General features: G+C 67.9%; 17 protein-coding genes and 1 riboswitch. Of the genes, 14 read left to right on the forward strand and 3 right to left on the reverse strand.

The window, feature by feature from the left end:
• The first annotated feature begins 67 nt into the window (after positions 1-67).
• Together cbiB and cobD are read left to right on the forward strand one after the other, a co-directional pair.
• Positions 68-1009 (forward strand): adenosylcobinamide-phosphate synthase CbiB, encoded by a 942-nt coding sequence (cbiB, locus tag CIT40_RS12505; RefSeq protein ID WP_162307464.1) that lies wholly within the window; start codon positions 68-70, stop codon positions 1007-1009.
• A gap of 11 nt (positions 1010-1020) precedes the next feature.
• Positions 1021-1986 carry a threonine-phosphate decarboxylase CobD gene (gene cobD, locus CIT40_RS12510; protein ID WP_162307465.1) on the forward strand — a complete coding sequence of 322 codons (966 nt, stop codon included), beginning with the start codon at positions 1021-1023 and terminating at the stop codon, positions 1984-1986.
• On the opposite strand, the gene CIT40_RS12515 is transcribed toward cobD, so the two are convergent.
• Positions 1975-3423, reverse strand: coding sequence for a cobyric acid synthase (locus tag CIT40_RS12515; RefSeq protein WP_094896233.1), 1449 nt, complete (start codon positions 3421-3423; stop codon positions 1975-1977). The genes cobD and CIT40_RS12515 overlap by 12 nt on opposite strands.
• A gap of 221 nt (positions 3424-3644) precedes the next feature.
• The gene (cobO, locus tag CIT40_RS12520; protein WP_094896234.1) at positions 3645-4280 is read right to left on the reverse strand and encodes a cob(I)yrinic acid a,c-diamide adenosyltransferase; all 636 of its coding nucleotides are present in this window, start codon (positions 4278-4280) and stop codon (positions 3645-3647) included.
• A 40-nt stretch (positions 4281-4320) separates the two neighbouring features.
• A riboswitch (cobalamin riboswitch) is annotated at positions 4321-4537 on the forward strand.
• Positions 4538-4630: 93 nt separating this feature from the next.
• Here cobO and CIT40_RS12525 point away from each other — a divergent pair.
• From CIT40_RS12525 to cobJ, 7 genes are read left to right on the forward strand one after another with little or no spacing between them, the layout of a single operon-like run.
• Positions 4631-5005 (forward strand): DUF1636 family protein, encoded by a 375-nt coding sequence (locus CIT40_RS12525; protein ID WP_094896235.1) that lies wholly within the window; start codon positions 4631-4633, stop codon positions 5003-5005.
• Entirely contained in the window at positions 5002-6036 is a 1035-nt protein-coding gene (cobW, locus tag CIT40_RS12530) for a cobalamin biosynthesis protein CobW (RefSeq protein ID WP_094896236.1), read from the forward strand. The genes CIT40_RS12525 and cobW overlap by 4 nt, the downstream gene beginning before the upstream one ends.
• The gene (gene cobN, locus CIT40_RS12535) at positions 6036-9284 is read left to right on the forward strand and encodes a cobaltochelatase subunit CobN (protein WP_094896237.1); all 3249 of its coding nucleotides are present in this window, start codon (positions 6036-6038) and stop codon (positions 9282-9284) included. The genes cobW and cobN overlap by 1 nt, the downstream gene beginning before the upstream one ends.
• The gene (cobG, locus tag CIT40_RS12540; protein WP_094896329.1) at positions 9281-10444 is read left to right on the forward strand and encodes a precorrin-3B synthase; all 1164 of its coding nucleotides are present in this window, start codon (positions 9281-9283) and stop codon (positions 10442-10444) included. Before cobN ends, cobG begins: the two co-directional genes overlap by 4 nt.
• Positions 10444-11073 carry a precorrin-8X methylmutase gene (locus CIT40_RS12545; RefSeq protein ID WP_094896238.1) on the forward strand — a complete coding sequence of 210 codons (630 nt, stop codon included), beginning with the start codon at positions 10444-10446 and terminating at the stop codon, positions 11071-11073. The genes cobG and CIT40_RS12545 overlap by 1 nt, the downstream gene beginning before the upstream one ends.
• 2 nt (positions 11074-11075) lie before the next feature.
• Positions 11076-11807 carry a precorrin-2 C(20)-methyltransferase gene (locus CIT40_RS12550; RefSeq protein WP_094896239.1) on the forward strand — a complete coding sequence of 244 codons (732 nt, stop codon included), beginning with the start codon at positions 11076-11078 and terminating at the stop codon, positions 11805-11807.
• Positions 11804-12538: a precorrin-3B C(17)-methyltransferase gene (gene cobJ, locus CIT40_RS12555; RefSeq protein WP_094896240.1), complete on the forward strand. Its 735-nt coding sequence runs from the start codon at positions 11804-11806 to the stop codon at positions 12536-12538. Before CIT40_RS12550 ends, cobJ begins: the two co-directional genes overlap by 4 nt.
• Here cobJ and CIT40_RS12560 read toward each other — a convergent pair.
• Entirely contained in the window at positions 12514-13260 is a 747-nt protein-coding gene (locus CIT40_RS12560; protein ID WP_094896241.1) for a cobalt-precorrin-6A reductase, read from the reverse strand. The two genes, cobJ and CIT40_RS12560, sit on opposite strands and share 25 nt — an antisense overlap.
• On the opposite strand from CIT40_RS12560, the gene cbiE reads away from it, so the two are divergent.
• The 5 genes from cbiE to cobA are packed head-to-tail and all read left to right on the forward strand — an operon-like array spanning position 13259 to position 17637.
• On the forward strand, positions 13259-14452 hold the full coding sequence (cbiE, locus tag CIT40_RS12565; RefSeq protein ID WP_094896242.1) for a precorrin-6y C5,15-methyltransferase (decarboxylating) subunit CbiE: 1194 nt from the start codon (positions 13259-13261) through the stop codon (positions 14450-14452). The genes CIT40_RS12560 and cbiE overlap by 2 nt on opposite strands.
• A complete protein-coding gene (locus CIT40_RS12570; RefSeq protein ID WP_162307466.1) occupies positions 14449-14817 on the forward strand; it encodes a cobalamin biosynthesis protein in 369 nt (122 codons plus the stop codon). The genes cbiE and CIT40_RS12570 overlap by 4 nt, the downstream gene beginning before the upstream one ends.
• Entirely contained in the window at positions 14814-15599 is a 786-nt protein-coding gene (gene cobM / locus CIT40_RS12575; protein WP_094896243.1) for a precorrin-4 C(11)-methyltransferase, read from the forward strand. Before CIT40_RS12570 ends, cobM begins: the two co-directional genes overlap by 4 nt.
• Positions 15599-16909, forward strand: a complete 1311-nt coding sequence (locus CIT40_RS12580) for a cobyrinic acid a,c-diamide synthase CobB (RefSeq protein WP_094896244.1) — start codon at positions 15599-15601, stop codon at positions 16907-16909. The genes cobM and CIT40_RS12580 overlap by 1 nt, the downstream gene beginning before the upstream one ends.
• Complete coding sequence (gene cobA, locus CIT40_RS12585; protein WP_094896245.1) at positions 16906-17637, forward strand: uroporphyrinogen-III C-methyltransferase; 732 nt, start codon at positions 16906-16908, stop codon at positions 17635-17637. The genes CIT40_RS12580 and cobA overlap by 4 nt, the downstream gene beginning before the upstream one ends.
• Positions 17638-17668 lie beyond the last annotated feature (31 nt).

Consider the following 17668-nt stretch of genomic DNA (forward strand, 5'->3'; position numbering starts at 1 on the left):
AATCAGGCAGCCGGGGGCTTGCGCTTGGCCTTCGCTTTGCGCAACAGGGGCGTGACAGGAGGCGGGATTGGGCTTTGCGGGCGCGATGGTGGTGGCGATGGCGGTGGATGCCCTGCTGGGCTGGCCGTCGTGGCTGTTCGCGCGGATCGGCCATCCCGTGACCTGGCTCGGGCGGATGATTGGCGCCATTGATTCCGCGTGGAATCGCGCGTCGGATCCGCCGGCGCTTCGCCGTGGCGCGGGCATCGCCGGCGCGCTCGTGGTGATCGCAATCTCCGTTGCGGTCGGCTGGCTGCTTCAGGTCCTGCTTCCCTCGGGCTGGATCCAGATCGCGCTGCTCGGCGTCCTGGCCTGGCCGCTGGTCGCGCTGCGCTCGCTGCATGATCATGTGGCCGCCGTCGCAAATCCATTGCTGGCCGGCGACATCGCCAACGCGCGCGAGGCGGTCTCGCGCATCGTCGGTCGCGATCCCGCGGCGCTCGATGAGGCCGGCATCGCGCGCGCGGCGATCGAGAGCCTCGCGGAGAATGCTTCCGACGGCATCATCGCGCCGGTGTTCTGGGGCGCGCTGTTCGGCCTGCCGGGTATCCTCGGTTACAAGGCGATCAACACGCTGGACTCCATGATCGGGCATCGCAGCGAGCGGCACGAGGCGTTCGGCTGGGCGGCAGCACGCATCGACGATATCGCGAACTTCATTCCCGCGCGCCTGACCGGCTTTCTGTTCGTGTTGCTGGCACCGCGGCGATCCGACGCGCTGACGTGCATGACGCGCGATGCGCGCCGCCACCGCTCGCCGAATGCCGGCTGGCCGGAGGCCGCGATGGCGGGCGGGCTTGGCGTGCGGCTCAGCGGGCCCCGTATCTATCACGGCAGCATCACGAACGAGCCCTGGCTGAACGAAGGCGCGCGCGATCCGCGCGCCGCCGACATCGCCGAGGCCCTGACGGTCTACCGCCGCGCCATGCTGCTGCTCGCAGGCCTGCTTGCGATCCTGGCTTTCGCGTGAAAGAACGGGGCATGCGCGAGCACGGTGGAAATCTCGATCTGGCCCAGCAGCGTTTTGGCGGACGCGCGGAAGACTGGATCGATCTGTCGACAGGGATCAACCGGCTGCCTTATCCCGTGGGCGAAATGAGCGCACGGGCGTGGAGCACGCTGCCGTCGCGCGCCGAGATCGACGCCTTGCATCAGGCTGCGCGGCACGCCTATCGCACGCGCGCGCCGATCGTCGCAACGGGCGGGGCCCAGGCCGTCATTCAAATGCTGCCGCAACTGGCGCCGCGCGGACGTGCACGCATCCTCGCGCCGACCTACAATGAATATGCCGGCGTGCTGGCCGCTGCGGGCTGGGATGTGCAGGAAGTCGCGGAGCTCGACGCGCTGGCGGGGGCGGATCTCGCCGTCGTCGTCAATCCCAACAATCCCGATGGCCGGTGTCATGCGCCGAAGGATTTGCTGACGCTGCTGCCACGCGTCGGCCGTCTCGTGATTGACGAAAGCTTTGCGGACACGGTTCCGCAGCTGTCGCTCGCTTCGGAAGCGGATCGGTACGGGTTGCTGGTCTTGCGCTCGTTCGGAAAGTTCTATGGGCTCGCCGGCTTGCGTCTCGGGTTCGCCATCGGCAATGCCGCGGACGTCACCAGGCTCGCCGCGATGGCGGGCCCATGGCCGGTCTCTGGAGCTGCGATCGCGATCGGCAGCCGGGCATTGCGTGACGATGCCTGGGCCGAAGCGACCTCGGCGCGTCTCGTGCGCGATTGTGTCCGGCTGGACGAGCTGACGCAAGCGCAAGGCTGGCGGCTCGTCGGCGGTGTGTCACTGTTTCGTCTGTACGAGACGCCCGACGCACGCGCCGCGCAGGAGAAGCTCGCGCGCGGCCAGATCTGGTCGCGCGTGTTCGCGCAAAGGCCGACATGGCTGCGCCTCGGGCTTCCGGGCAGCGAAGCCGAGTGGACACGCGTTGCCGAGGTCCTAGCGCGCTAGCGCGAGCAGTCCTTCGACGTCGAGATGCTGTTCGATGTGATCGGCCAGCGCGTCGAGCGTGCTCTCGACGCGGGCGTGATAGGGCTCATCGCCCGCGGGAATGTCGAGGCCGCCCAGATACGCCTTGCGGAAATCATCCGATGTGAACAGGCCGTGCAGATAGCTGCCCTGCACGCGGCCATCGCGCGAGATCGCGCCTTCCGGCTCGCCGTTCAATGCCGCGAACGGGCGCGCGCGATCGGGCCCATCGGTACGGCCGATGTGGATTTCGTAGGCCTGGATCGGCTGGTTTGTGGCGGCATGCACGGCCGCGACCCGCGTCAGAGTCTTCTGCGGGTTCATGACCGTCTCGACATCAAGCAATCCGAGCCCCGCCGTGTCGCCGGCGGGCCCTTCGATGCCGTCGGGATCGGCGACGCTGCGGCCCAGCATCTGATAGCCGCCGCAGAGGCCGAGCACATGGCCACCCCTGCGGTGATGCGCGAGCAGATCGATGTCCCAGCCTTGCGCGCGCAGGAAGTCAAGATCGCCGCGGGTAGATTTGGAGCCGGGGATGATCACCAGGCGTACATCGCCCGGGATCGCTTGGCCCGGGCGCACCATGACGAGATCGACGCCTGGCTCCAGCTTGAGCGGATCGAGGTCGTCGAAATTGGCGATCCGTGACAGCGCCAGGCAGGCGATCTTGCATTGGCCCGGCTTGCGTGCATCGCTCAGCCCCAGCGCGTCCTCGGCCGGCAACTCGCCGGCGCGCGGAAACCAGGGCAGCACGCCGAGGCCGCGCCATGCCGTCTTTTCTTCGATCAGCCTGTAGCCGTCGTCGAACAGCGTGGGATCGCCGCGGAACTTGTTGATGACAAAACCCTGGATCATCGCGGCATCGTCGGGGTCGATCACCGTCTTGATGCCGACCAGTTGGGCGATGACGCCGCCGCGGTCGATGTCGCCGACCAGCACGACCGGAACATCCGCCTTGCGCGCAAAGCCCATATTGGCGATGTCGGACTTGCGTAGATTCACCTCGGCCGGACTGCCGGCGCCTTCGACCAGCACCAGATCAGATCGCGCCTTCAGCCGCTCGAAACTTTCCAGCACCGCGCCCATCAGCGAGGGCTTCATCGCCGCGTAGTCGCGCGCCCGCGCGGTTGCGATGCGCTTTCCGTGGACGATCACCTGCGCGCCGACATCGGTCTCGGGCTTGAGCAGCACCGGGTTCATGTCGGTGTGCGGCTCGACGCCGGCGGCCAGCGCCTGCAGCGCCTGGGCGCGGCCGATCTCACCGCCATCGATGGTGACGGCTGCATTGTTCGACATGTTCTGCGGCTTGAAAGGCAGCACGCGCAGGCCGCGCCGCGTGAAGGCCCTCGCGAGGCCGGCGACAATGAGCGATTTGCCCACGTCCGAGCCGGCCCCCTGGATCATCAATGCGCGTGCCATCGGCGTCTTCTAATGCGGAACGGGATTGGGTTGAATCAAGCGGCTGCGCGCTTGGTGCACCTCTCCCGCTCGCGGGAGAGGTCGCGCCGAAGGCGCGGGTGAGGGCTTTCTCCTCTTGGGGGTTCTCGATTGCGGAGACACCCTCTCCCCAGCCCTCCCCCGCAAGCGGGGGAGGGAGCACACTTCCCTCGGCGCAGCATTTGAATTCAATCTCATCGGCTTCAGAACTCGACGCCGGCCTGCGCCTTGATGCCGGAGCGGAAGGGGTGCTTGACCAGCGTCATTTCGGTGACGAGATCGGCGATCTCGATCAACTCGTCCTTGGCGTTGCGGCCGGTGAGCACGACATGCGTCATCTCGGGCTTCGAGGTGGTCAGGAACTCGACGACTTCCGCGATGTCGAGATAGTCGTAGCGCAGCGCGATGTTGATCTCGTCGAGCACGACCATGCGCAAGCTCTCGTCGAGGATCAGCTCCTTGGCTTTCTCCCAGCCGGCGCGGGCGGCTGCGATGTCGCGGGCGCGGTCTTGCGTCTCCCAGGTGAATCCCTCGCCCATGGCGTGGAACTGGCAGAGATCGCCGAAATGGCCGGTGAGCAGGCGCCGCTCGCCGGTATCCCAGGCGCCCTTGATGAACTGCACGACCGCGCAGGGGAAGCCATGGGCGACGCAGCGAACGATCATGCCGAAGGCCGAGGAGGACTTGCCCTTGCCGGCGCCGGTGTGGACGATGATCAGGCCCTTTTCGCCGCTCTTGGTCGCCATGATCTTGTCGCGGGCGGCCTTCTTCTTCGCCATTTTCGTGGCGTGCCTGACGTCGCTATCATCGACCGTTTTCGTATCCGGTTCAGGCGTCATCGGTCCCGGTCCTTCGGCTTGACAAGTGGCGGCCACCGGCAAATGGTGGCCGGGCGTTGGTTCCTGTCCTATGACAGGCGAAGAGGGAATGCGATAGGGTCCGAATCGGCAAGATTTTGGTCCAAAATGCAGCCGCCCCCGCGACCGTGACCGGAGAGATGCCCGAAGCCACTGATCCCCTGGGATCGGGAAGGCGGGGATCGAAGGGGAAACCCTGCTCCGCAAGCCGGGAGACCTGCCAGCGCAACGAGTTTTGGACCGGCGGACGGGGTGTTCCGCGACGGGGAAGCAGGCCTTCGGAAGAATGGTCCGTGCGCCTCATCGCCTCCGCCGTTTAATCTGGAAGAGCGATGACCGTCACACTTCACGTTTGCATCACCTGCCGCGCCGGCGAGACGCCGGGCGAAGGCGAGACCACGCCCGGCAAGCGCCTGCTTGGCGCGATCCTCGAGGCCGGCGTGCCCGAGGGCGTCGATGTGGTTCCGGTCGAATGCCTGTCGGCCTGCAGCCAGGGCTGCTCGGTCGCACTCAGCGCGCCCGGCCGCTGGTCCTATGTCTACGGCCGCCTGTCCGAGACGAACGCGCAGGACGTGGTCACGGGCGCAGCCGCCTATGCCGCCGCACCGGACGGGCTCGTGCCGTGGCGCAGCCGTCCCGAAATCTTCCGCAAGCAGTCGCTTGCGCGCATTCCCCCTGTTGCCGTCGTGCCGGAGGCCGCCGAATGAGTTCGCTCGCAAAAGTCCCGGTGACTGTGGTCACCGGTTTCCTCGGCTCCGGCAAGACGACGCTGATCCAGCATCTGCTCAGCAATGCCAACGGCAAGAAGCTCGCGGTGCTCGTCAACGAGTTCGGCAGCGAGGGCGTGGATGGCGAGATCCTGAAGTCCTGCGCCGACGCGAACTGCCCGGAGGAGAACATCATCGAGCTCGCCAATGGCTGCATCTGCTGCACCGTTGCCGACGATTTCATTCCGACCATGGAGAAACTGCTGGCGCGGCCGGTGCGGCCCGATCATATCCTGATCGAGACCTCGGGTCTGGCGCTGCCCAAGCCGCTGCTGAAGGCGTTCGACTGGCCGGAGATCCGCTCGCGCATCACGGTCGACGGCGTCATCGCGCTCGCCGATGCCGAAGCCGTTGCGGCGGGCCGCTTCGCGCCCGATCCGGCTGCGGTGGAAGCACAACGCGCGGCGGATGAAAGTCTCGATCACGAGACGCCGCTGTCGGAAGTGTTCGAGGACCAGATCGCCTGCGCCGATATCGTGCTGCTGACCAAGGCCGATCTCGCGGGCGCCGCCGGCATCGAAGCCGCCAAGGCCGCGATCACCGCCGAGATGCCGCGCCGCGTGCCGATGCTGGCCGTCACCGACGGCGCCATCGATGCGCGCCTCATCCTCGGCCTCGGCGCTGCCGCGGAGAACGATCTCGCGGCGCGTCCCTCGCATCATGATGGCGAAGACGAACACGAGCATGATGATTTCAATTCGGTGGTGATCGATCTTCCCGAGGTGACCGACGTCGATGCGCTGGTCGCATCCGTTCAGCGGCTGGCGCGCGAGCAGAACGTGCTGCGCGCCAAGGGTTATATCGCGGTCGCGGGCAAGCCTATGAGGCTGCTGCTTCAGGCGGTCGGCGAGCGCGTGCGCCACCAGTTCGACAAGCCATGGGGAGCGGGCATCAGGCAGTCGAAGCTCGTCGTGATCGGCGAACACGGCGATATCGACGAGGCCGCGATCAAGGCGGGATTGGGAGTCTGATGCACGTCGTTTTCCGCGAGAGCCGCGGTCTCGAGGAGACCGCGACGCCAAGGGACATCGGCCAGGACCCGGCCGATCTCGTGGTGCTCTCGTATTCGGATTCCGATCTCGCTGCGTTCGCGGCCGGTTGGCGGCGCGGCCGCGATAGCCTGCCGACGCTGCGGCTTGCGAACCTTGCTGAGCTGCGTCATCCGCTTTCGGTGGACACTTATGTCGAGCGGACACTGTCGCGGGCGCGTGGCATTCTGGTGCGGCTGATCGGCGGCGAGTCCTATTGGGCGTACGGCCTCGCGGCTCTTCAGCAACTCGCGAAGGATCGCAATATCGTGCTGGCCGTGCTGCCGGCCGACGGCCGCGACGACGTCAGGCTCGATGCGTATTCGACCCTGCCGGTCTCGACGCTGCGGCGGCTGAAGGTGCTCTGCGACACCGGCGGCCCGGTGGCCGCGCAAGCGGCGATTGCGCAGCTTGCGCTGGCTTCGGGCCTCTATGCCGGGCCTGTCATCGGCGAGACGACCGTGCCCGAGATGGGCTTTTACGATCCCGCGCGCGGCGTCATCGCTGCGCCGGTGGGCGGCGACGGCAGGCCGCGCGCGCTGGTGACGTTCTATCGCTCCTACCTCACAGCCGCGGATACCGGTCCGGTCGATGCGCTGATCGCAGCGCTGCGTGAGGAGGGATTCGACGCCTGCGGCGCGTTCGTCACCTCGCTGAAGGCCCCGGGCGTTGCGGATTGGTTGCGGGCGCATCTCGCGCAACATCCTCCGGCTGCGATCGTCAACGCGACGGCGTTCTCGGCCCTGGGCGATGACGGAACGACGCCGTTCGACGCCGCGTCATGTCCCGTGTTCCAGGTCGCGCTCTCGTCGGCCCGGCGCGAAGACTGGGCGGAGTCGTTGCGCGGCCTGTCGCCCGGCGATCTCGCGATGCATGTGGTGCTGCCCGAGATCGACGGCCGGCTGTTCGCGGGCGTGGTGAGTTTCAAATCGGCCGCGCAGCGCGATCCCGATCTGCAATTTTCGCATCTTGCGCACAGGGCGGATGAAGAGCGCGTGAAGGCCATCGCCGCCCGCGTCGCGGCCTGGCGGCGGCTCGCGGAGACGCCGGCTGCAGACAAGAAGCTGGCGATCGTGCTCTCGAACTATCCGGGGCGACCGCACCAGATCGCGCACGCCGTCGGGCTCGATGCGCTGGCTTCGGTCGAAGCCCTGGTGTCCGATCTGGCGGCAGCCGGCTATGGTCTCACGCCGGTCCACGCACTTGGCGAGACGCTGCTGAAGCAGAGCTTGATCTGGAACGTCGCAGACTATCGCGCCGCGCTCGCGCGCCTGCCGCAAGCATTGCAGGATGATCTCGCGCAGGCCTGGGGTGCGCCGGAGAGTGATCCGTGTTGCCGCAATGGCGAGTTCCACTTCGCGGCTGTCGCATGCGGCCGCTCGATTGTCGCGGTCCAGCCCGAGCGCGGCGATGCGGTCGCGCGCGACAGCGATTATCACGATCTCGCCCGCACGCCGCGCCACGGCTACGTCGCGTTCCATCTCTGGCTCCGGGAGCAGGCGTGTGATGCCGTCGTGCATATGGGCGCACATGGCACGCTGGAATGGCTGCCGGGAAAATCCGTCGCGCTCTCCTCACAGTGCTGGCCGGAAGCCCTGATCGGCGATCTCCCCGTGATCTATCCCTTCATCGTCAACGATCCCGGCGAGGCCGCGCAAGCCAAGCGGCGCTTGGGGGCGGTCACCATCGGCCACCTGCCGCCGCCGCTGGAAACATCGGCAGTGCCCGAGGGCCTGCGACGGCTCGAACGCCTGCTCGACGAATATTCGACCGCCGATGGTCTCGATCCCGCGCGCCGCCAGCGATTGATCGCCGCGATCCGCGACGAGGCGCGTGCGGTGGGCCTCGAAGACGATCTTGGTCTGAACGCCTCAGCGGCACCGGCCGAAGCCATTCCGCGGATCGACCGCTTCGTCTGCGATCTCAAGGAAAGCCAGTTCGGCGACGGCCTGCACGTGTTCGGCCGCGGCGCCTGCGGCGATGCGGAGCGGGATGCGCTACGTGCCGCACTCGCGGGGCAGCGCATTGCGCCCGGGCCTTCGGGTTCGCCCTATCGCGGACGTCAGGACGTGCTACCGACCGGGCGCAATCTCTTTGCCGTCGACCCGCGCGCGGTGCCGACGCCGTCAGCGCATGCGCAGGGCATCAAGCTTGCCGAAGAGCTGCTGCGCCGTCACTTGCAGGATCATGGCGATTGGCCGAAGGGGCTCGTGGTCGATCTCTGGGGTTCGGCGACGATGCGCACGGCCGGCGAGGAATTTGCGATGGCGCTGCATCTGGCCGGCCTCGCGCCGCGCTGGGATCACGCCTCCGGCCGTGTGACCGGCTACGACATCATCGCGCCGGCCGAGCTTGGCCGTCCTCGCATCGACGTCACGTTGCGCGTGTCCGGGCTGTTCCGCGACGTCTTCTCGGGCCTTGCGCAATTGTTCGAAGCCGCCTCCGAGGCGCTTGCAGGCCGTGAGGAGGAGGGCGACGAGAATCCGTACCGCCACCGCGCCTCCCGCGTGTTCGCGCCGCGTCCGGGGCAATACGGCGTCGGCCTGTCGGCGATATCAGATGCCTTCACGCCGGAGACGCGCGACGCCGCCGGCGAAGCCTGGTTGTCGGCATCGTCATGGGCGTTTTCGGCCGACGGAGAAATCAGGCACGATCGCGCCGGCATCGAGCAGCGCCTCGCTGAGGCCGACGCCTTTGTCCATGTCCAGGACCTGCCGGAGACCGACCTGCTGCTCGCGGCCGATTATGCCGCGCACGAAGCCGGCGTTGTGGCCGCTGCAGTGCATCTCGGCGCGGCAGGGCCATCGCTCTATCACCTCGACTCGACGCATCCCGAACAGCCGCGCGCCCGCACGCTGACTGAGGAAATTTCCCGCGTCGTCCGCGCACGCGCGGTCAATCCGGGCTGGATCGCCGGCATGATGCGTCACGGATTTCGCGGCGCAGCCGAGATCACGGCGACGCTGGAGCACATGGCCGCTTTCGCTCATCTCGCGAACGCCGTGCCGCCGCACCTGTTCGATCTCTACTACGGAGCGACGCTCGGCAATGACGACGTCCGTGCCTTCATGGCGCGCGACAATCCGTCCGCGCTCGCCGCGATGGAAACCTGTTTTGCGCGCCTGCACGATGCGGCGCTGTGGCAAACGCGCCGCAATTCGATCGCCGCGGCGCTGCGGGAGGCCTCATGAGCGCGACCGCGGTCAAGGGCTGGTGTCCCGGCGCGCTGCGTCCGATGCTCTCGGGCGACGGGCTCGTGGTGCGCGTGCGTCCGTTCGGTGGGCGGCTCGAAGCACCACAAATCACCGGACTTGCCGAGCTCGCGGGGCAATACGGCAATGGTCTGATCGACGTGACGAGCCGCGCCAATCTGCAGATCAGGGGCGTCAGCGAGGAAGGCCATCGGCCGTTGATCGACGGCCTTGCACGATTGGCGCTGCTCGATCCCGATCCGGCCACGGAAGCCCGACGCAACATCCTCGTCATGCCGTTCTGGCGCACGGGCGACGCGACTCAGTCGCTCGCCGCCGAGCTCGAAGAAGCGCTCGCGGATAGCGCGCTCGCGCTTCCAACGAAATTCGGCTTCGCGATCGATGACGGGACCTCGCGCGTGCTCGCCGGCAATTCCGCCGACATACGGATCGAGCGCGATCGCACAGGCCGTCTCCTGGTGCGGGCCGACGGTGCAAAGCTCGGCCGCTCCGTCGCACGCGGAGAGGCCGTGAGCACGGCGCTCGCGCTCGCAGGCTGGTTCATGGTCTCCGGCGGCGCGACGGGCGGGCGAGGGCGCATGGCGGCCCATATCGCGTCGGGTGCAGTGTTGCCTCAATCGCTGCGCGGCGAGACCGAGCCCGCGCCCGTGATGGCGGCGTCGCGCCCCGGGCACTATCCGCAAGGTGCGATGGTCGGCGTCGCGTTCGGGCAGATGCTGCATACGACGCTGCGGCAGTTCGCCGGTTGCGGACACGCGCTGCGCATGACGCCGTGGCGGATGGTGCTCAGCGAAGGCAAGCGCGAGATGCCGAGCGGGCCGGGCCTCATCACCGAGCCCTTTGATCCCGCGCTGCGCGTCATCGCCTGCAGCGGCGCACCGCGCTGCCGCGAAGCCCATGCCGATACGCGCGCGCTCGCAGCGGCGCTCGCGCCGCGCATCGCCGCCGATACGCGGCTCCACGTCTCCGGCTGCGGCAAGGGCTGTGCCCATTCCGGCACGGCCGCAGTGACGCTGGTAGCAACGCGCGCCGGCTTCGACCTCGTCCGTGACGGCTCGATCCGCGACGAGCCGGTGTTGCGCGGCCTGAACGGCGCCGACATCGTCAGTGATCCCTCGATCCTGGTGGGAGGGCATTGATGCCGCATACCTACGAGACCGATGGCGCGGCGATCTACCGGCAGTCCTTCGCCACCATCCGGGCCGAGGCCGATCTTGGCCGCTTCACACCGGATGAGGAGCAGGTGGTGGTGCGGATGATCCATGCTGCCGGCATGGTCGGCCTGGAGGCGCATGTCCGCTTCACGCCCGGCATGGCGACGGCCGCGCGCGCTGCCCTGTTGAGAGGCGCGCCGATCCTGTGCGATGCGCGCATGGTCTCGGAAGGGATTACGCGCGCAAGACTGCCTGCTGCGAATGCCGTCATCTGCACGCTCGGCGACGAGATCGTGCCTGCGCTCGCGCAATCCATGCGCAACACGCGTTCTGCCGCGGCACTGGAGCTGTGGCGACCGCATCTCGATGGCGCGATCGTTGCGATCGGCAATGCGCCGACCGCGTTGTTTCATCTGCTCAACATGCTGGAGGACCGCGATTGCCCGCGGCCCGCGGCGATCATCGGCTGTCCGGTCGGCTTCGTCGGTGCCGCCGAATCCAAGGCGGCGCTGATGGCCGATCCGCCGGTGCCGGCGCTGACGGTTGAGGGCCGCCTCGGCGGCTCTGCGATCACGGTTGCCGCCGTGAATGCGCTGGCGAGCCGGAGCGAATAGCGATGGGACGCATCATCTGCTGCGGTCTCGGCCCCGGCGATCCTGATCTGATGAGCGTGCGTGCCGATCGCACCGTACGCGCCGCCAGCCACGTCGCTTATTTCCGCAAGAAGGGCCGGCCTGGTCAGGCCCGGCGCATCGTCGAAGGCATGTTGGCGCCTGACGTCACCGAATATCCTATGGAATATCCTGTCACGACGGAGATTGCGTTCGACAGCGTGGAATATGTCCAACTCCTAGCCGGCTTCCACGACGAATGGGCCGAGCGTCTGGCGCGGCTTTCGCGTGCAGTCGATGTCGTCGTGCTGTGTGAGGGCGATCCCTACTTCTACGGCTCCTTCATGCATCTGCACACGCGCCTGCAAGGTCGCGTCGAGATCGAGGTGGTCGCGGGCATTCCCGGCATGGTCGGCTGCTGGAATGGGGTGGGACAGCCGATCGCGCTCGGTGATGACGTGACGACGGTGCTGATGGGAACGCTTCCCGAAGATGAGCTCGAGCGGCACATGCGCGATTCCGATGCGCTCGTCGTCATGAAGACCGGCCGCAATCTCGCAAAGGTGCGGCGCGCGCTCGCATCCGCCGGCCGGCTCGACGATGCCTGGCTGGTCGAGCGCGGCACCATGCCGGGCGAGCGGGTGGTGCGGCTCGCCGAGGTCGATGGCGGCGACTGTCCTTATTTCGCGATCGTGCTGGTGCACGGCAAGGGCCGGCACCTGGACGCCGCCGAATGACGGGCACATTGACCATCGCGGGTCTCGGGCCGGGCAGCGATGCGCTGGTGACGCCCGAGGTCACGGCTGCGCTTGCGTCAGCGACCGACATTCTGGGCTACGCGCCCTACGTCGCGCGCGTGCTTCCGCGGGCGGGGCTGAAGCTGCATCCCTCCGACAATCGCGAGGAGCTGCAGCGCGCCAGCGAGGCGTTGCGGCTTGCGTCGGAAGGCGGGCAGGTCGTCGTCGTCTCCTCCGGCGATCCCGGCGTCTTTGCGATGGCCTCCGCGGTGTTCGAGGCACTCGAACAGGCGCCGCAATGGCGGGATCTATCGATCCGCGTGCTGCCGGGCATCACGGCGATGCTGGCAGCGGCCGCACGCGCGGGCGCGCCGCTCGGTCATGATTTCTGCGCGATCAATCTCTCCGACAATCTCAAGCCGTGGGCCGTGATCGAGAAGCGCCTGCGGCTCGCCGCCGAGGCCGATTTTTCGATTGCGATGTACAATCCGCGCTCGGCAAGCCGGCAGGAAGGATTCGGCCGCGTGCTTGCAGTGCTGAAAGAGGCAGGCTGCGGCGAGCGCCTCTTGATCTTCGCACGCGCAATCAGCGCCGCCGACGAGAAGATCGTGACCGTGACGCTGAACGACGCCACACCCGAGATGGCCGACATGCGCACGCTGGTGATCGTCGGCAATTCGCAGACGCGCCGGGTCGGCCGCTGGGTCTATGCGCCGAGGCAGGTCCGATGACCGAGCCACTGCATCACCTCGGTGACGCTCTCGACCCGCAGCCGCTCGGGCAGTTGCGGCCGCGAGATCATGATCACGGGCAGGCCGAGCATGCGGGCCGCGTCGATCTTTGCGTGCGCGCCGTGGCCGCCGGAATTGCGGGCGACGATCCAGCCGATGCCGCGTTCCCGCATCATCTCCAACTCACCGTTCAGCAAGAACGGCCCGCGCGATACGATCATTTCGGCCGCGAAGGGCAGGGGCGCTTCGGGCGGATCGACGAAACGCAGCGTGTAAATGTGCTGCGGCTTTGCCGCGAACGGTGCGATGTGCTGGCGGCCGATGCCGAGAAACACTTTTGCGGGCGCCTCGGGCAGCGTGGCGACGGCGACGCTGACATCGGCCACCTCGATCCAGTTGTCGCCGGGCGCCCGCGTCCAGGGCGCGCGCTCCAGCGCGATCAACGGCGTGCCGGTCTGCGCGCATGCCTCGACCGCATTGCGGCTCATTTCCGCGGCGAAAGGATGCGTCGCGTCGATCACATGCGTGATGCCCTCGCTGCGAATGTAGTCGGCGAGCCCGCCCACGCCGCCGAAGCCGCCGATGCGGGTCGGCAACGGCTGATCCGCAGGCGCGCGGGTGCGGCCGCCATAGGAATAGACGGCGTTGAGGCGCGCGCGCGCGATCGCCGCGGCGAACTGGCTCGCATCGGCCGTTCCGCCCAGGATGAGCGCACGCGTCATGGTTGATCCCTTAGCTGGTCCCTGGCTGACGATCATCGGTATCGGCGAAGATGGCCTTGCCGGGCTGTCCGAGGCAAGCCGGAAGGCGCTTTCTTTGGCAGAAATCGTGTTCGGCGGCGAACGTCATCTTGCGCTCGCGAATGTCGGCAACCGCGGCCGTCCATGGCCGGTGCCGTTCGACGCCGATATCGTTCTGAGCTACCGCGATCGGCCGACGGTGGTGCTCGCCTCGGGGGATCCGTTCTGGCATGGCGCAGGCGCTGTTCTCGCCGAGAAGCTCGGTGGCGACGAATGGATCGCGCATCCGGCCCCGTCCACTTTCTCCCTCGCTGCCGCGCGCCTCGGCTGGCGGCTGGAGTCCGTGACTTGCATCGGCCTCCATGCGGCGCCGTGCGAACGTCTGGTGCCGCATCTGGTGCGAGATGCACACATCATTTGCCTGATGCGGGACGCCGCGGCGGTCAAAGACCTCGCGAAATGGCTGACCGAGCGCGGATGGGGCGCCTCGCTGTTGTGGACGCTCGAGGCGCTTGGCGGGCCCCGGGAATCCGTCGACCAGCATCGCGTTGATCTCATTGCCGGGGATATTGCCGGAGATCTTGTTGCGGTCGCGTTGTTGCTGATCGGGACGCAGGGCATTCCTCGCAGTTCGGGGTTGCCCGACGATCTGTTCATTCACGACGGCCAGATCACCAAGCGTCCGGTGCGCGCGCTGGCGCTCTCGGCGCTGGCGCCGCGTCCGGGCGAACGTCTCTGGGATATCGGTGCCGGTTCGGGCTCGATCTCGGTCGAGTGGGCGCTGTGCGGCGGCACGGCGACCGCCATCGAGGCGCGCGAGGATCGGGTCGCGAACATCCGCAGCAATGCAGCGACGTTTGGACTCTCGCACCGGATCACACTCGTCACCGGGAGGGCGCCCGAAGCCGTTGCCGCACTCGAAGCACCGGATGCCGTCTTCATCGGCGGCGGCCTCGATAGCGCGATGTTCGAAGCGATCTGGTCGCGTCTTCCATCCGGCACACGGCTGGTCGCGCATTCCGTGACGCTGGAGACGGAAGCGTTGCTTGGCGAGTTGCACCAGCGCCATGGCGGCGAGCTGATGCGGGTCGAGATTGCGCATGCCGCGCCGCTTGGCCGCTACCGGTCATGGGAGGCGGCACGGCCGGTGGTGCAGTGGAGCGTGGTCCGATGAAGGTCGCGGGGCTCGGTTTCAGAAAGGATGTCACGCTGGCTTCGTTGCGCGAAGCGTTGCTCGCGGCAGGTGGCCCTGAGGGCCTCACAGCGATAGCGACTGCCAGCGACAAGGCCGACACGGAGCCGTTGCGGGAGCTCGCACGTGAGTGCGGCTTGCCGATCAAGGCTGTTCCAGCCGATAGGTTAGCCGGCATCGCCACGCCGACCCGGTCGGATCTCGTGATGGAGAAGTTCGGTACCGGATCGGTTGCCGAGGCTGCGGCGCTCGCGGCCGCCGGTTCTCGCGCACGATTGATTGCGACGCGCGTCGTCTCGCAGGATCGCACGGCGACCGCCGCGATCGCGGAAGGGGACGGCGCATGACGGTGCATTTCATCGGCGCAGGGCCCGGGGCGCCTGACTTGCTGACCTTGCGCGGCCGCGACCTGATCGCGGCCTGTCCGGTCTGCCTCTATGCCGGCTCGCTGGTGCCGGAGGGCGTGCTGGCGCATTGCCCGCCCGGCGCGCGCATCGTCAACACCGCGCCACTGTCGCTCGACCAGATCATCGCCGAGATCGCCGCCGCGCATGAGGCGGGCAAGGACGTGGCGCGGCTGCATTCCGGCGATCTCTCGATCTGGTCGGCGATGGGCGAGCAGCTTCGCCGCCTGCGCGCGCTCGGCATCCCCTACACGGTCACGCCCGGCGTTCCCTCCTTCTCGGCTGCAGCGGCGGCGCTCGAGGTCGAGCTGACGCTGCCCGGGCTTGCCCAGACAGTGGTGCTGACGCGCACGCCGGGCCGGGCCAGCGCGATGCCCGAGGGTGAGAAGCTGGCGGCATTTGCCGCGACCGGCGCGGTGCTGGCGATCCATCTGTCGATCCATCTGCTGGCCGAGGTCGTCGCCGAGCTCACGCCGCATTACGGCGCGGATTGCCCGGTCGCGATCGTCTGGCGCGCGAGCTGGCCGGACCAACGCATCGTCCGCGCCACGCTCGCAACACTCGATGCTGCAGTCGGTGCCGAGATGGAGCGCACCGCGATCATTCTGGTCGGCAAGACGTTAGGCGGCGCTGCGGATTTCGACGAGAGCCGCCTTTATGCCGCCGATTACGACCGCCGCTATCGGCCGGTTGGTGCCGAGCCGCGCTTCCCGGAGGCCTCGTGATGGCGGCAGGCCTCGTCATCTCCGCACCGGCTTCGGGCGTCGGCAAGACCACGCTGACGCTGGCGCTCGCGCGCGCCTGGCGCCAGCGCGGATTGAACGTGCAGTGCTTCAAGAGCGGTCCCGATTACATCGATCCCGCCTTCCACGCGGCCGCCACCGGCCGCGCCTCCGTCAACGTCGACAGCTGGGCGATGGACCGCGGGACCATCGCCCATCTCGTCAGCCGCGGCGCGGATGCCGATGTCGTGCTCGCCGAGGGCTCGATGGGCCTGTTCGACGGCGTCGCCGCCCGCGGCGTTTCCGGCACCGGTGCCACCGCCGATATCGCAGAAATGCTGGGCTGGCCCGTGGTGCTGGTGATCGATCCTTCCGGACAAGCGCAGACCGCAGCGGCGATTGCCGCAGGGCTTCGCGATTATCGCCCCGGAGTGAAGCTTGCCGGCGTCGTGCTCAATCGCGTCGCCAGCCCGCGCCACGAAGCTCTCGTGCGGCATGCGCTCGACGAGGCCGGCATTGCCGTGTTCGGCGCGCTGCCGCGCCATGCCGAGATCAGCCTGCCGAAGCGGCATCTCGGCCTGGTGCAGGCCGAAGAGCAGGCCGAGATCGGCAAGCTGATCGACGAGGCCGCGCGTTTCGTCGCCGAGCATGTCGATCTCGACGCGGTGCTGCGCTGCGCTGCGTCCTGGTCGCTGCAACCCGCCGTGAACGGGCCGAACGTGACGCCACCGGGGCAGCGCATCGCGCTCGCCCGCGATGCCGCGTTCTCCTTCGTCTATCCGCATATGCTGGAAGCCTGGCGCGTGGGGGGCGCGGAGATCTCGACATTCTCGCCGCTCGCCGATGAAGCGCCTGACGCCGGCGCCGATGTGTGTTGGCTCCCCGGCGGCTACCCCGAGCTCCATGCAGGCAGGATCGCGGCCAGTGCGCGTTTTCGCAGCGGCTTGCGCGCCTTCGCCGAGACCCGGCCGGTGCACGGCGAATGCGGGGGCTATATGGTGCTGGGTACCGCTTTGACCGACGCGGACGGCATTCGCCACGAGATGACGGGCTTGCTTGGCCTGGAGACCAGCTTTGCGAAGCGCCGCATGCATCTGGGCTATCGCCTCGCGACGCTGGACGCGCCGATGCCGGGACATAGTTCCGGCGCACGCCTGCGCGGCCACGAATTCCACTATTCCACGATCGTCGCCCAGCCTGACATGCCGCTGGCCGTGGTGCATGATGCCACCGGCGCGGTCATCGCCGAGACCGGCTCGCGGCGTGGCCACGCCACCGGCACGTTCTTTCATCTGATTGCGGAGGACCGGTGAGCGGATTCGTCTCCTTCATCTCCGCCGGACCAGGCGACCCCGAGCTTCTTACGCTCAAGGGCGCCGCGCGGCTGCGCGAGGCCGACGTCGTGCTCTATGACGATCTTGCCTCCGGCGCGATCCTCGATCTCGCCCGGCCCGGCGCAAATCTCGTCGCGGTGGGGAAACGGGCAGGGCGTGCCTCGACCAAGCAACATCACGTCAACCGCCTGCTGGTCGACTATGCCGCGACAGGGGTGCGCGTGGTGCGGCTCAAGTCGGGCGATGCCGGCATTTTCGGCCGGCTCGAAGAAGAGCTGGAGACGCTGCACGAAGCGGGCATCGGCTACGAGATCGTTCCCGGCGTCACCTCGGCCTGCGCCGCAGCGGCACAGGCCGGCATTCCCCTGACACGGCGTCACACCTCGCGACGGGTGCAGTTCGTGACCGGGGCCGATGCCACCGGAGAGTTGCCGCCGAACCTGAATTGGGCGGCGCTGGCCGATCCCGAGGCGACGACCGTGGTCTATATGGGCCGACGCACCTTTCCGGCGCTTGTGGCAAAACTGGTCGCGCACGGCCTCGCCCCGGATACCCCGGCGCTGGTCGCCGAATCTCTCGGCCGTCCCGACGAGCGGCTGGTGCGCACCACCATTGTCGAACTCGCCGATCAGCTTGCCCGCGGCGGTGCCGCTTCGACCGCCGCCGTGATCCTGTTCGGCGCGCTGGCGGGGGATTATCCGTCATGATCGGCCCGGCACTTGCGCAGGCTCGACGAAA

The organism is Bradyrhizobium amphicarpaeae (assembly GCF_002266435.3).
GTDB classification, from domain to species: Bacteria; Pseudomonadota; Alphaproteobacteria; order Rhizobiales; family Xanthobacteraceae; genus Bradyrhizobium; species Bradyrhizobium amphicarpaeae.